We start from the raw sequence: 15087 nt of genomic DNA, 5'->3' as shown, positions 1-15087 counted from the left end.
ATGACCAGATTTTTATACCATCCATTCCTACTTTTGTTTTGGGTCAGTGTTTCGGTTTGGGGCCAGCAGACGCCCACTTTTACCGAATATAATTACAATCCTTTTTTGGTGAATCCGGCCTATGCGGGTATTCAAGGCGATTGGGAGGCCAACCTGAGCAATATCGGTTTTGGTAGCTCGGAATTTGACGGGGCGCCAAAGACCTTTTCTTTCTCGGCCCATAGTGGCATTCGGGATAGGAACATGGGCTTGGGCGCGGCTGTAATCAACGATAAGGTGGGGGTAACCACCGCTACCCAGATTTACGGGGCCTATTCGTATCGTATAATATTGAACGATAATGCCTATCCGTATTGGAAGGTCTACGACCGTTCTTTTATTTCCTTTGGTCTACAAGCCGGTGTGCTTATGTACGATCAGAATTTATTGAGTTTGGGCATTACCGATGACCCCAATTTTTCTGAGAATATCAATTCGACCATGCCCATGGCGGGTGCTGGGGTTATGTTCGGGCATGCCAATTTCTTTGCAGGCGTCTCCATACCAAATTTGATTGGGGATAGCTTTTCTAACCAAGATAATCTAAAACTATCCAAACCCATTTATGGGTATACCGGATACCATTTTGTCTTGGATCGCTATAGTCCCGATTATATCTTAAAACCCAGTATGTTGTTCAAATATGAGTCCGGTGCCCCTTTTCAAGTCGATGTGAACCTTTCCTTAAGTATCAAAAGTATGATCGAGATCGGGGCAGGCTATCGTACCAATAGTTCGTTTACGGCCATGGCTGGGTTTTATATAATGAAAAACATCAGGGCCCTGTACAATTATACCCGTAACGAGTCGGGTTCCCCCTTGGGCGCTACCCATGGTATCGTACTTAGTTATCGGGCGGGTAAAGGGTTTGTTAGCGAGTAGTCCCAGCTTTAGGAATCTGTTCGACTATTAAGAAATCATTATCTTATAGCCGAAAATAAGGATTCGATATCCAATTCTGTCTTCTTTTGCTAAATTGGCAAACCAGATAGGGATACCGAATTCTAGAAGGGATTTTCCTGTTGTTGAACGGGCCTAAAAATGGAAACGAAAACCACAACGATTTTAGCACACCCCAAGGCATTCGAAGCGGTCTATAAGGCCCATGCTTCCGAAATGTTGCGCTATGCCCAGAATGTGGTTGGCGATAAAGAATTGGCCCGCGATATGGTGCAAAATGTGTTTACCGAGCTCTGGGTCAGACGGGACCAAATTACCTTGGCCAATCCTCGGGCCTACCTGTTTCAAGCGGTAAAATACCAACTCTTTGCGCATTTGCGTAAAAAGGGTCCGAGTCTACAAGATCTGGCCCGATTAGAGATTTTAGATCGTAGCCTATCGGCCCATGCCCAAATGGAAATGGCCGAATTACAACGCGAAATCAAATCTCAAATAGCCAAGTTACCGCCCAAGTGTAGGCAGGCATTTGAACTCAGTCGGTTCGATGATCAGACCCACAAGGAAATTGCCGAAAAAATGGGGGTTTCCCTGCAAACGGTGAAAAACCATATTACCCATGCCCTGGGCGTTCTCCGCGAAAATCTTCAGGAGAATATCGTTTGGCCCATACTCTTACTTTTTTGGGGGCTATAGAAAATTTTCATTTTTTTTTCGGATTCAAGTAGTACCCTTTCCTTATTCTCGACACTATTGGAATGAGAACCTGTAGTAATGGACAAGAAAAAGGCCCAAGAACTTTTCGATAAATACCAATCTGGCAACTGTTCCCCTGAGGAGAAATTGCTGTTGGAATCTTTTCTGGAGTCCTTTCAAAACGAATCGAAGACCAAGGAAGCGATTTTAAGCGAGCAGGATACCATAGCGGATGAACTCTGGCTCGATTTCCAGCACAGATTAAGTCAAGATTCACTTAAGGGGCGCGGCAGGCTTTGGTTAAAATTGGCCGCAGCGATCGCCATTTTGATCGGACTTTATGGCCTGGGAACATGGTGGGTAAAAGAAGAAGTACCACAGTTACAATTTCCCGAGAACCGTATTGTTTTAACTACCGACTCGGGTGCCATACCCTTAACGGAGTCCGGGAAAGTCGAAAGTATAGATTTCGACGGCTTGGGTAAGGCCATTCACCACCAAAACTCCCTGAGTTACGAAAAAGGTTCGGCTACCACCCTGGTTTATAACGAACTACGGATACCTCATGGAAAAACATTTTCATTAGAACTTTCCGATGGTACGGCGGTGCGACTTAATGCGGGAAGTTCCATAAAGTTTCCGGTTAAATTCGGCCAAACGGGACAACGACAGGTTTCCATTACCGGGGAGGCCTATTTAGATGTGGCCAAAGATGCCGAAAGACCTTTTGTGGTAGCTATAGATGGGATGCAAATCGAAGTACTCGGCACGGCATTCGGCGTTAATAGCTTTGCGAAGGAAAACTATGTGGTTTTAGTAGAAGGTCGTGTACAGGTTGGCGAAGGCGACGGAAGCCCCGTATTAAATCTGGTGCCGGGCGAAATGGCGGCGCTATCATCTAGTGGTATTCAAAAACAAACGGTTGATCCCAACGACTATCTCGACTGGACCCAAGGCATCTTTAGGTTCCGCGACCAGGCCTTTGGCGATATCGTTTCCGGTATAGAACGCCGGTACAATGTGAGTATAATCAATGATTTCAAGGCCATGGAACAGACCCGTTTTAGTGGTCGCTTTACCGATGAGGACATTTATGAGGTCTTGGAAGTGTTTCAAGAAAGCGTCGGTTTCGACTATCATATAGCAGAAAATAAAATCTACATATATAACCCTAAAAACAACTGAGTATAGAAAAAATAAAAACCGGGAAACACGGCCATGTTACCCGGTAGGATCGATTTCAATTACGTTACCAATCAAAATCATTTCAAATTTATGGAAAATTCGAGGTTATTCCCCCGAGTACTCAGGGGCTTTCTGAAAAAACACAGAAAAATGAAGCTCTCTGCCTTATTAATTCTTTTGGCGCTGTTTAAAATACAGGCCAATACCTATGCCCAGAAGCAAAAAGTCAGTCTGGATCTTACCGATGCGTCGGTGGCCGAAATCTTTGAGGCGATCGAGGCCCAAAGCGATTTTTCGTTCTTCTACAAAACCGAGGAGATCGATGCGGCCCGTCGTATGGATCTAAAGGTAGAACAAGTAAAGATCAAAGACGTACTGGATCTGATGTTTCCCGATGAGGTCTTGGAGTACGATATCATTAAAAAACAAGTATTGATCAAAGGGGTACGGCCCAAACCCAAATCGATTCTGGACTACATTTGGCCGAGTGCCGATGATTTTCAGGCCCTGGTCAAGGGGGTAGTACGCGACGATAAGGGCGTGCCACTTTCGGGCGTAACGGTGCATGTTAAAGGATCTTCGAGTGGGGTAATCACCGATTTCAACGGAGCCTACGAGATTGAAGCCCAATCCGGCGATGTATTGGTTTTTAGCTTTTTGGGTTTTAAGACCATTGAAAAGTCTGTGGGCAGTTCCAAGACCTTGAATGTGGGCATGGAGGAAGATGCCGCCGAACTCGATGAGGTGGTACTAACCGGTTATAGGGCCAGTTTTGCCAAGGCTTCCAAGATCAAAAGGGAGGCTAACCAGGTCGTAGACGCGATTTCTGCCGAAGATATGGGTAAAATGCCCGATCCCAATATTGCCGATGCCCTACAGCGGGTAACCGGGGTACAACTGACCCGCCAAGATAACGAGGGCCGGGAGGTAAGCGTACGCGGACTTTCATCTTTCTTTACCAAAATCACCGTAAACGGATCGGGTATTGGTCCAGGGGCGGCGGCCGACGATAGCGACGGGCTCGATGTAGGCTTGCTTGGGGCCGATCTCGCCACCTCTTTGGAAGTATATAAAAGTCCGACCGCCAAACAGATCGAAGGTGGTGTCGGGGGTACCGTGAATATTGTGACCGCCAAACCCTTGGAGCTGGAAAAGGAAACCGTGATAACGGGTAGGTTACGGGCCAATTACGAATCTTTGGAGGGCAGTGTAACCCCAGATGGTTCGGTGCAATTGGGCCACATTTTCAACGATAAGTTCGGGGTCATACTCGGGTTTCAGGGCGGAAAGCGAAAGTACCGAAGGGATGCCTATCACGACGATAGGTCGGGTGGGTACCGCGATACCGATTTGGGTCAGGATGGCCAAGAGTTCCTGTATCCCGAAAAATCGAGGAGCCGATATAACGAGAGGGAAAACGATCAGGCCACTTTTAATTTGGCACTTCAATATCAACCTACCGAGCAGTTGAACCTCTACTTTAACGGAACCCTATCCAAAAAGAAAAAGTTCCGACAGTTTAGCCAGAACGAGATCCAATGGCGCCGAATGATGGATGATGTCTTGGTGCCCGGTTCTGCTGTGGTCGATGAAAACAATACCATTGTCGAGGCCCAGTTCAGCGATATTTCACTTTTGTCGAGAAGTTCGGTTCGGGAAGATACCGAAGAGTTGAAGTTATTTGGCTTTGGGGCCGACTATCAATTCTCCGATCGTTTAAAAGGGTCTTTAGGGTTAAGTTATTCCCAAAATACCGTGGAGGAAATTACCAAGGGCGATGCCCGTATCGAAAGTCGTTTAAACGGGCTTTTGGGCCCTGGGGAGACCTTTGGATACCGTCTTTCGGGCGGCGACGCTGGTTTTACCCTCATCAACCCCACCAATTTCGATATTAACGACCCAGATATTTACGATGTTAATAATCCGGATAACCGCGTTAGTTTCAGTGCCGGGGGTAGTTTTGATCTTTATGATCACAAACAGACTGCGGCCCAAACCGATTTTACCTACGACTGGAATCAAGGTATTTTTAAGGAACTGGAATTCGGTGCCCGCTATTTAGATCGTGACGAGGATAGAAACCGTCCCGGACAGATTTTTACCGGCGAGTTCTCAGATGTAAGTTCGGTTTTCGACAACCTTCGTAATTCCCCTAGCGATTACGGCGAAAAACTCGAAATAGCCGGTTTTGGTCCCTTTCTTTATCCAGATTCTTACGCGGCCTATGAATTGGCACAATCCAAAGGTTTGATCGAATCTGCCGCCGACCGTACCGATCGCTTGTTCGAGGACAATTACAATACCTCTTTCGATTCTTGGGCGGCCTATGTACAATCGAACCTTAGGGGTACTATGTTTGGTAAGCCTTTCCGTGGTAACATTGGGGTAAGGGTCGTAGGTACCGATTTCGAATCTACCGGGGTAAGTGTGGTGAACGATCGCGATTTCGATTCCGAGCTATTCGAAAGGGCCATTATTACGGCGGGCAATCAATATACCGAGATATTGCCCAGTTTCAATATCGCCTTGGAGCTTTCGGATAAGTTCCTGACCCGTGTGGCCTTGGCCCGTGTTATGAAACGGCCGGCCCCCGAAGACACCCGAGCGGCATTCAATGTGAACGATGTCGAATTTGACGATACGGGGGAGATAGTTTCAGAAGGTCCGTATAACGCTTTTAACGGGAATCCGGAATTAGATCCGTTTATGGCCAACCAGGTCGATGTTTCCTTTGAATACTACAACAATTCCGGAAGTGTTTTCTCGGCGGGTGTTTTCTTTAAAGATGTTAAGGATCTAACCGCATTCGATAGTAATGAGGAAGTGGTTCAGGTAGAGATCCTAAACCCCATAACCTTGGAACCCGAAGTGGTAGATGCCATATTGACCAGTCCGATCAATGCCGACGGAACCATCAAAGGGTTCGAATTGAGTGCTTCGCAATTTTTCTCCTTTTTACCATCGCCCTTCGATGGTTTGGGTATGCAGGCCAACTTTACCTATACCGATGCCAAGGATGAAAACGACAATGTAATTGGGGGAACTTCCGAAAAGGTATACAATGCCATCGCTTTTTATGAAAAGTATGGTTTCGGTATCCGTTTTGCCTATAATTTCCGCGATGCCTTTAACGAATCGCCCAATAGGGGGATCAATGGAAGGTGGACCGATGCGAACCAGCGTTTCGATCTTTCGGCTTTTTATGAGATTACCAAAAACCTCAGTTTTACCATAGAAGGGATCAATATCACCAATGAGGGCAACCGCAGTTACCTCGATGGTATTCCCAATAGATTGAACCAATACGAGATCAACGGTACCCGTTGGTTGGCCGGTCTGCGCTTTAAGTTTTAATTCAGGTTCAATTGGAGTTGGTTTGAGTTGCTAGGTGTGTGTTGCCTAGCTTATATAGGGAGGGTCGATCATGGCCCTCCTTTTTTAACAATCTATATATTATGAAACAATATGTAATGCTTGCTATGGCTTTGGTCATGGTTTCCAGTAGGGTTTGTGCCCAAAATGGAGAATTTTCCCCTAGCCCGGTACCCGATAGGATTATATTGACCCTCACTGCCACACCGGCAAGTTCGCAAGCGGTAAGTTGGCGTACCGATACTTCGGTAACCCAGGCACAGGCCCAGTTCGCACAGGCCACGGGCTCGCCCGATTTTCGAAAATCCGTAAAAACGATATGGGCCACGTCCAGTTTTTTTGAGAATATCCCTCATTTGGAAGATCATGTGGTAGCCAAACAGCATGAGTTGGTGTTTACCGATTTAAAACCCGATACCAAATACGCCTATAGGGTGGGCGATGGTAGCCACTGGAGTGAATGGTTCCATTTTACGACTGCCAGGGCCGATGCCGGCCCCGTTTCCTTTCTCTATTTCGGCGATTCCCAAACCGAGTTGAAATCTATGTGGTCGCGGGTGGTAAGGGAGGCCTATGGTACTATGCCACAGGTAGATTTTATGTTGCATGCCGGGGATCTGATCAACCGATCTAACCGCGATTCGGAATGGGGCGAATGGTACCATGCCGCGGGCTGGATCAATGGCAGCGTACCTTCGGTAATGACCCCGGGCAATCATGAATATTACGATAGTGTGGCCGGTGACCGATTGGACAGGCATAAAAAATTGTCGCCCTATTGGCAACAGAGCTTCCGTTTACCCGAAAATGGGCCCGCGGGAATTCCGGAACTGCGCGAAACGGTCTACTTTATCGATTATCACGATATGCGGCTGATCAGTCTAAATAGTTGCGCGGCCCGTTATCATCCCGAAACCATGGAGGTACAACGCCAATGGTTGGAAAAGGTGTTGAAAAACAATCCCAAAAAATGGACGGTGGTCACCCATCATTTCCCCTTGTACTCGGCTCGTAAGGGGCCCGAAAACCTAAAACTACGGACGGCCCTGCAACCGCTGTACGAGCAGTATGGGGTAGATTTGGTGCTCCAAGGGCACGATCATACCTATGGGCGTGGTACCAACAAAGACTATGGCGCCCAATACAAAGGGGACAAAGGCCCGGTGTATGTGGTATCGGTCAGTGGTCCCAAGATGTACGACAGTAGTTTTTACCCTTGGGTAGACCGTTCGGCCTCTAACACCCAGCTGTATCAATTGATTAAGATTGAAGATAATACGCTGAGGTACGAAGCCTATACCGCCATTGGCGATTTGTACGATGCTTTTGAGTTACAAAAAGATTATCGGGGGCGTAATACCTTTTCCGAACAAGCGCCCCAAGGGGTTAAAGAGGCGGTAGATCTACCCCTAAAACGCACCAAAGACTGGACAGATGCCGATTTCGACGATTACGAAAAACGCTTTAAGGCCTATAAAAAAAGGAAGCAAGGAAAAACCAAGGGAGACTAACCAAATTTTAAGGTTTTAGTTACAAACAACAAGTTTTCATGGGTTATTTCTTGAACTAAACTAACTTCCAAACATAAATACTACGAAAATGTTCCGGAAAACCTTTTTTATTGTCATTTCATTCCTATGTTTCCTTTCGGGTTATGCACAAGCCCTAGACCTCGATGGTGGAACGGCAGATTTATTGGAATATGTTGGTGTGGCGGTACATGACCCGGGCTATCACGTTTGGGGTAGTTCCCCCATTTATGGTGAAGATGGTAAAGTGCATATTTTTGCCGCACGTTGGCCCGATAGCATTGGGGTGGTACCTGGATGGAAAACCCATAGTGAGATTGCCCATTACGTATCGGACCATCCCGAAAAACCCTTTACATTTTTAAAGGTGGTTTTGTCGCCATCGGGTAGGCATAGTTGGGATCGTATGGGAATTCACAATCCCAATATTAAAAAAGTGGCAGACGGTTATGCCCTGACCTATATCTCTAACGACGGATTGGAACATATGCCGGCCAATCAGCGCATAGGCATGTTGGTGTCTAAGTCGGTTTACGGCCCATGGAAAAAAGTAGGTCGAGATGGTATGATCTTACAACCTCCCGCCAACCCCGATTATTGGAATTTTAATCCGGGCAACGGGGTCAACAACCCGGCTCTATTACCCCATACTAACGGGGGCTATTACCTGTATTACAAAACCCAGAAAAAGGGAATTTCTACCATGGGTTTGGCCGTTGCCGAAAACCTCGAAGGGCCATATGTGCAATTGCCGGTACCGATTACGAACAATGACCGGGTTATAGAAGATGGTTATGCCTTTAGTTGCGGGGGTAAATTTTACCTGATGACCACCGATAACCATGGTATGATCCAAAGGGGTGGCGGCTTATTGTGGGCTTCGGAAGACGGTATCAATTTTGGTTCGCCAACCAAAGCGTTCCATTTGATGAAAGACTATTTGCCCGAAGGGACCTTGCCCAAAGATTACAGTTTTCACTATGGGGGTATGCGGGGTAAATTCGAACGTCCACAATTACTATTGGATTCCCAAGGCTGCCCTACCCACTTGTTCGTACCGTCGGGCACCAATATTCATGGAGGGGCAAGTACGGTAAGTTATGTGTTGCGGTTTGAAGAGCAATAACCTACTCCTTATACCGCACCACCACCTTTTCGGTTAGGGGAAGGCTTTGACAGCTTAGGATAAAGCCTTGGGCCACCTCTTTTTCGTCTAGGGTCATGTTGGCTTTCATATGAACCTTACCGCTTTCCAGCTTACAGACACAGGTAGAGCATACCCCACCTTCACAAGAGTAGGGTGGTTCTTTCCCGGCTTCGATTAAGGCGCGTAGAATGGTTTGATCTTCCTTCATAGGGACGTTGATCTTTTCACCGTTTAAATGGGCCTCCAATTGGGCTTGGGATACCCCAATACCACTAGCTTCTGAGGTGGTGTCACCAAAACTTTCGAAATGGATTCGCGAGTCGGGTACATCGATCTCTTTTAGGGCGGTTTTGGTGTTTTCGATCATGGTACCGGGGCCGCAGATATAATATTCGGTGTCTTGGGCATAGGGTTGGTAATCGTTTACGAAACCTTTTACCGACAGGGTGTCTATACGGCCTTTTCTATGGTCCTCATCTTTTTTACGGAGCATATCGAGCCAGCTACTACGGCTACGACTTAAGATATGGGTCATAAAAAAACGGTCGCTATAGGCTTCCAGTAAATCGTCGAGCTCCGTTTTGAACATGGCCGATTTCATGTCGCGGTTACCGTACATCAAATACACATAACTGCGTGTTTCTTGGTGGAGAATGGTCTTTAAGATGGCCAATATCGGCGTAATACCACTCCCAGCGGCAAAGAGATAATAGGTTTTATAATTCGCTTGGTCCGGTGTTACGAAAAAACGACCGTTGGGGGGCATTACCTCCACCTGGTCCCCCACCTGAAGCGTATCGGAGATATGGTTGGAGACCAATCCGTTTTTAACCCGTTTTACCCCGATTCGCATGGGGCCATCGTTAGTCGGGGCACTGCAAATGGAGTAGGAGCGGCGTACGTCTTCCCCCTCGATTCGGAACCTAAGGGTTAGGTATTGCCCTGCCTTATAGGTGAAATCGGACTTTAGGGTTGTGGGTATCTCGAAAACCAGGCTAACCGACTCTGCGGTTTCGTCTTTTTTATCTATGATTTTTAAGGAGTGGAAAGTGGACATGCGATAGGGTTTATCGGGTAGTTTTTTAAAATAATGGTTCTCGTTTGGTGGTTAGGGTAGATTTATTTCTTGTCAAAGGCACCGTGGGCCGCCATATGTTTGTACACTTCTTCTTGAAAGCGTTTTACGGCATATTCGCCCCTTTGGGCCGTGGCACCGATTTGAAACAGTGGTGAACTCAACGATTTTTGTTGTTGTTCGCAGGCATAAACATCTTCCAGCATAAAGTCGCCCGAGGCCATGGGGTCATCTTCCCAATCGCCGTCGTATTTGCCCCGGTTACCGTATTTGCTCCAAACCGGGCTTCGGTTCGATCTACTGGCTTGTGCGGCGTATTCACGTTCACTGGCTGGCTCGGTCTTAGACCGGATGACCAACAAGGTACGGTCGGGTGCCAATGGGGTCAAATGGAAGGTGTTCCATTCGGCCTCGTCTTCGGTAATTCCGATATTGGGGAACAACCAGGGTACATAGGCACCTATTTGCTCGCGGGGCACGCTTTTGATCAAGGGGTAAAGGGCGGCATTATCGATATCGGCCAAATAGTCGGGCATCAGAGGTTCGTAAAACCAATAATGCGGTCCGGCCCAACCAAATTCGGCCTTGGCATGATCGTACATATTCAAGGTAGTTTCATGCAAATGGGCCAAATGGTAATGATCTATATAATTCTCTACGATAATCTTCCAGTTGGCGTTGATCTCTTTGGTATAGGCAACTTCATTCGGCTTTTCGGTATACTCCATCAGTTCCTCAACTACATGGGGTCCTAGGTACGGTTCTACCTCCCCAAAGAACTCCATGATACTGGGGGCGTCCTTATCGGGATGAACGAACAACATACCTTTAAAGATACCTACGGAGGCTTCGTGAAGGTTCAGTCCGCATTCATGCAGTTTTTTGTCTTTTAGCTCCGGAAACTCGACTTCCTTTTTGGGTAGGCTGATTAACTTACCCTCTAGATCGTAGGTCCAATCGTGATACGGACAGGTAATGGCCTTTTGTGTTTTACCCACAGCCCTTAGCAGTTGCGTTCCCCTATGGCGGCACATATTATGGAAGGCCCTCAGACGATGGTCCCTACCCTTAACGATAAAGATGTTGTTGTTGCCCGCCTGCACCGAAATATAATCTCCGGGTTCGGGAATATCTTCGACCAAGCCGGCAAATTGCCAAGTGGTACTGAAAAGGGTCTTCATTTCTAGGTCGAACCATTCCTGGGAGGTGTAGGCTTCAACCGGAAGGGCATGCATCATGGGTTTTGTCCGTTCCATTTCGAGTAAGGATTAAAGTATGGTCGGCAAGATCAATAAATTGATACACAACCCCTTTGACCTATATCAAAATTTGAAATAGGAAGGGGTGTTTTTGCAATAATCGACTCGATATTAACCCATTAAGGCCTTTTTCTGTTTTTTCAATAACATTTTAAAGGCCCATACCGGAATTTTACGAACGGTTTTTCGGTTAATGAACTCATCTAGGCCCATTTGGCCCAATTCCCTGCCGTAACCCGAATTCTTTATTCCACCAAAAGGGGTTTCCGGTTCTGTAATACTAGGGCAGTTTACAAAAGTCATACCGGCCTCCAATTGTTGGGCCACGCTATCGGCTCGTTTATTGTCTTTGGACATCACCACTGATGAAAGTCCGTATTCCGAATCGTTGGCCAGGGCAATGGCCTCTTGGTCATTAGCTACTTTATGGAAAACCGCTACCGGCCCGAACAACTCCTGATGGTAAACATCCATATCCGGTGTAACATTGGCCAGTATGGTCGGGGCATACCAGGCCCCTTCGAGATCGGGCATGCGATTACCTCCGGCTTCCAAGGTGGCCCCTTGCTCTTGGGCTTTGGTTACCAATTGATGCAGGTAGTCCAATTCGGCCATACTACTCATGGGGGCATACATGGTTTTGTATTCCATGGGGTCGCCCGGTTGAAAATAGGCAAAGGCGGCCTTGAATTTGGTTAGGAATTCGTCGTATACCTTTTCATGGATGATAAATCGTTTTGAGGCGATACAGGTTTGACCGGTATTGAAAAAACGCCCCAAGAGTCCTAATTCCACCGCATAGTCGATATCGGCATCGTCTAGCACGATAAAGGGGTCGTTACCTCCCAATTCCATGACCACCTTTTTAAGGTGCTTACCGGCCAACTCGGCCACTTTGGCCCCTGCGGCCTCGCTACCCGTTAGTGAAACCCCTTTTACATGGGGGTGCTCTATAAGCTGGGCGGCCTTAGAACCAGAAACCAATACATTGGTGTATACCCCTTCGGGGAACCCGGCCTTTTTGAACATCTCCTCTACGGCCATACCACATTGGGGTACATTGGAGGCATGTTTTAGAATAATGGTGTTTCCGGCAATGACGTTAGGTATGGCAAAGCGAAAGATTTGATAGTACGGATAGTTCCATGGCATTATGCCGAAAAGTACACCTATGGGGTGCTTTTCTACCACGGTAGAACCACTGAGTAAGCTGCGCTTTAAGGTATCGGGGGCCATGAATTTTTTACCGTTTTTGGCATAGTACTCGCAAATTTGGGCGCAGATATCAACTTCCCAATCCAGGCTTTCGCGATAGAGTTTCCCCATTTCAATTACCGGGATTCGGGCCCAACGGTCGGCCTCATCGCGCAGAACATTGGCCAGTTTACTAACCAGTTCGCATCGCCTGGCAATGGGGGTGTTCTTCCAGCTTAGATGGGCGTTGTGGGCCGTACTGATTACCGTGTCGATCTGCTCGGACGTGTGGGGTTCAAAAACTTGTTCTACTTTATTGGTATAGGGGTTCAGGGTTTGAATAGGCATGATGCTATGGGTATTAGGGTTACTTATTAGTGCGTTTCCAGGTTTCCGTATCGGAATAGCCATAAAAGTCATAGGAAACTTCCAGGGTGTTCTTATCTACCAATTTTAATTTGGCGTCTACATCATACTTTTCACCTTCATATTCAATGTGGTATTTGGTACTGCCCTTACCATTGCTCATCGTAATATTGGACATGACCAGGGTGTCGTCTTTTTCACTTTGGCCCTGCATACTCATTTTAACCGTACGGGCCTGGGTTTTTTTTGCCTCGGTTTTTATTTGATAGGTAACTTCTACTTTATCGCCTTGGTAGTCGTAAGTAGTCTTCCAATGTCCATGTAATTTTTCTTGGTTTTGTGCATGGGCCTGGTGTCCAAGGGTACAGGCCAAGATTAAGATTAAGAGTTGTATCGATTTCATATCTGTGGTATTAAAGTTCAATGTTTTCTACGATTTCCAGTCCGTAACCCACTAAACCTACGCGGCGTTTGGGGTTATTGGTAATGAGTTTGATCTTTTGAATGGCCATGGCCCTGATAATTTGGGCACCGATACCATAATCGCGTTGGTTTTTTTCTGCGGATCTAGAGGCTTCCTTTTTAGGCGGCTCCGATAAGTTACGAAGTTGGGTAAGTATATCGGCCTCTTTTTCTTTATGGCGCATAAAGACCACAATACCCTTTCCGGCATCGCGTAACATGGATAAGGATTTTTGCAGTACGGTAGACTCTCCGGAATAGAGAAGCTGGGAAAACTCAATGGTTTCACTGCTCGAATGCATACGCACCAAAACGGGTTCTTCAGGTTCCCAACTGCCTTTTTTGATTACAATATGCATATCGCCCGTAGTCAATTGCTCAAAGGCATGTAGTTCCAGTTGGCCATATACCGAATCTATTGCGGTGGTCTGCACCCGGCGTACCAATTGTTCCCTTTGTAGACGGTAGGCCACTAAATCGTCTATAGATATCAAGGGTATGTCCAATTCGGTAGCCAGTTCACGCAACTGGGGCAAGCGGGCCATAGTACCATCTTCGTTCATGATCTCTACCAATACACCAGAGGGATATAAGCCTGCCAGTTTGGCCAGATCAACGGCCGCTTCGGTATGGCCAACACGTTTAAGAACACCCCCTTTTTTGGCCACTAATGGAAATACGTGTCCTGGCCTCGAAAAATCGGCGGGGGTATATTGAGCTTGGGTCATGGCCTTAATACAAGTAGCCCTATCGTAAGCCGATATACCCGTTGTGCAACCATGACCTATAAGATCTATGGAGACGGTAAAGGCGGTTTGGTTGGCGTCGGTATTTTGGCTAACCATCATATCCAAGCCCAATTCTTGGGCCCGTTGGGGCTCAATAGCGGTGCATATCAATCCGCGGCCCAATTTGGCCATGGTATTGATCGTTTCCGGGCTTATCAACTCCGAAGCACAAATAAAATCGCCTTCATTTTCGCGGTCTTCGTTATCTACAACAATAACCATACCCCCTGTTTTAAGGGCGCTAACACCTTCATCTATAGTGTTCAACTGAATGTCGTTATTTTTTATCACGGTCAATTTTAGTCAAAATAGTACAGTTGTACAAATAAATAGCTAAAATTTTGTACAATTGATTTTTTTGTATAGTTTTGGCAAGATCGATTGACGTATATTGCACATCCGTCAAACGAAAATTAGGATAATGTCAAAAGCCCAGCAGACGAAAAAAAGGATATTGGAAGGCGCAATCGCTTTGTACAACGAACGTGGTTTTACCAACGTTAAAGTGCGGGACATTGCGGAGTACCTTCAGATAAGCCCGGGTAACATCACCTATCATTTCCCGAATAATAGGGAGTTGATGAATACCATTTACGACCATATGATCGCCAGTATCAAAGCGGTTTCGGTCTCGGATCAGATTTTGATCAGTCAGGGTAAGGGTATGGAGGCGCCGAGGCACTTTCTCGTACAGGTGAGCAAGTACAGGTTCTTTTATAAAGATATCGTGACCATTATCCAGATGTATCCTCAAATTGCACTGAAACACCAAAAAATGGTGAATAGGCAGATCGAGATAATCGAGAGTCTTTTGTTTATCAGTGTAGGTAAAGGGTATTTTAGGCAAGAAGAAATAGAAGGTATGTATAAAACCTTGGCGGAAGCAATTACCAATACGTTACATTTTTGGTTGACCCGCCAGGCTACGAAGGGTAAGGAAGACGATGATTTGGAAGGAGCCTTGGATCATATTTCCAAGTTGATTTACCCCTACTATACCGAAAAAGGATTGGAAGTATACTTTCCTGAAGTTGCGGCAGCACTTCAGCGCTAAATGTAATATTAACATAAACTAACT

12 protein-coding genes are annotated in these 15087 nt (G+C 46.5%); 7 read left to right on the top strand and 5 right to left on the bottom strand.

Annotated elements, in window-relative coordinates:
- From B7P33_RS08605 to B7P33_RS08580, 6 genes are all read left to right on the top strand, one after another.
- Window positions 1–921 (top strand): PorP/SprF family type IX secretion system membrane protein, encoded by a 921-nt coding sequence (locus B7P33_RS08605; RefSeq protein ID WP_097441569.1) that lies wholly within the window; start codon window positions 1–3, stop codon window positions 919–921.
- 159 nt (window positions 922–1080) lie between these two features.
- Window positions 1081–1632 carry an RNA polymerase sigma-70 factor gene (locus B7P33_RS08600; protein WP_097441568.1) on the top strand — a complete coding sequence of 184 codons (552 nt, stop codon included), beginning with the start codon at window positions 1081–1083 and terminating at the stop codon, window positions 1630–1632.
- Window positions 1633–1710: 78 nt separating this feature from the next.
- A complete protein-coding gene (locus B7P33_RS08595) occupies window positions 1711–2817 on the top strand; it encodes a FecR family protein (RefSeq protein WP_097441567.1) in 1107 nt (368 codons plus the stop codon).
- A 150-nt stretch (window positions 2818–2967) separates the two neighbouring features.
- Window positions 2968–6171 (top strand): TonB-dependent receptor, encoded by a 3204-nt coding sequence (locus tag B7P33_RS08590; RefSeq protein WP_172435898.1) that lies wholly within the window; start codon window positions 2968–2970, stop codon window positions 6169–6171.
- A 101-nt stretch (window positions 6172–6272) separates the two neighbouring features.
- On the top strand, window positions 6273–7700 hold the full coding sequence (locus B7P33_RS08585) for a purple acid phosphatase family protein (protein WP_097441565.1): 1428 nt from the start codon (window positions 6273–6275) through the stop codon (window positions 7698–7700).
- An 88-nt stretch (window positions 7701–7788) separates the two neighbouring features.
- Window positions 7789–8844, top strand: coding sequence for a glycoside hydrolase family protein (locus B7P33_RS08580; RefSeq protein ID WP_097441564.1), 1056 nt, complete (start codon window positions 7789–7791; stop codon window positions 8842–8844).
- 1 nt (window position 8845) lies between these two features.
- On the opposite strand, the gene B7P33_RS08575 is transcribed toward B7P33_RS08580, so the two are convergent.
- The 5 genes from B7P33_RS08575 to ribB form a co-directional block, all read right to left on the bottom strand.
- Complete coding sequence (locus tag B7P33_RS08575) at window positions 8846–9922, bottom strand: ferredoxin--NADP reductase (RefSeq protein ID WP_097441563.1); 1077 nt, start codon at window positions 9920–9922, stop codon at window positions 8846–8848.
- Between the two features lie 62 nt (window positions 9923–9984).
- Entirely contained in the window at window positions 9985–11196 is a 1212-nt protein-coding gene (locus B7P33_RS08570; protein WP_216359372.1) for an aromatic ring-hydroxylating oxygenase subunit alpha, read from the bottom strand.
- A gap of 114 nt (window positions 11197–11310) precedes the next feature.
- Window positions 11311–12741: an NAD-dependent succinate-semialdehyde dehydrogenase gene (locus B7P33_RS08565; RefSeq protein WP_216359371.1), complete on the bottom strand. Its 1431-nt coding sequence runs from the start codon at window positions 12739–12741 to the stop codon at window positions 11311–11313.
- 19 nt (window positions 12742–12760) lie between these two features.
- Complete coding sequence (locus tag B7P33_RS08560) at window positions 12761–13162, bottom strand: hypothetical protein (RefSeq protein WP_097441561.1); 402 nt, start codon at window positions 13160–13162, stop codon at window positions 12761–12763.
- Window positions 13163–13172: 10 nt separating this feature from the next.
- On the bottom strand, window positions 13173–14300 hold the full coding sequence (gene ribB, locus B7P33_RS08555) for a 3,4-dihydroxy-2-butanone-4-phosphate synthase (RefSeq protein WP_245871725.1): 1128 nt from the start codon (window positions 14298–14300) through the stop codon (window positions 13173–13175).
- A 130-nt stretch (window positions 14301–14430) separates the two neighbouring features.
- Between ribB and B7P33_RS08550 the strand changes: the two genes are divergently transcribed.
- On the top strand, window positions 14431–15063 hold the full coding sequence (locus tag B7P33_RS08550; RefSeq protein ID WP_097441560.1) for a TetR/AcrR family transcriptional regulator: 633 nt from the start codon (window positions 14431–14433) through the stop codon (window positions 15061–15063).
- Window positions 15064–15087: the final 24 nt, after the last annotated feature.

The organism is Sediminicola luteus (assembly GCF_002514735.1).
In the GTDB taxonomy this organism is placed as follows: Bacteria; Bacteroidota; Bacteroidia; order Flavobacteriales; family Flavobacteriaceae; genus HQA918.
The sequence above is the reverse complement of the archived record's forward strand: the minus strand, read 5'-3'. Positions and strand labels throughout refer to the sequence as shown.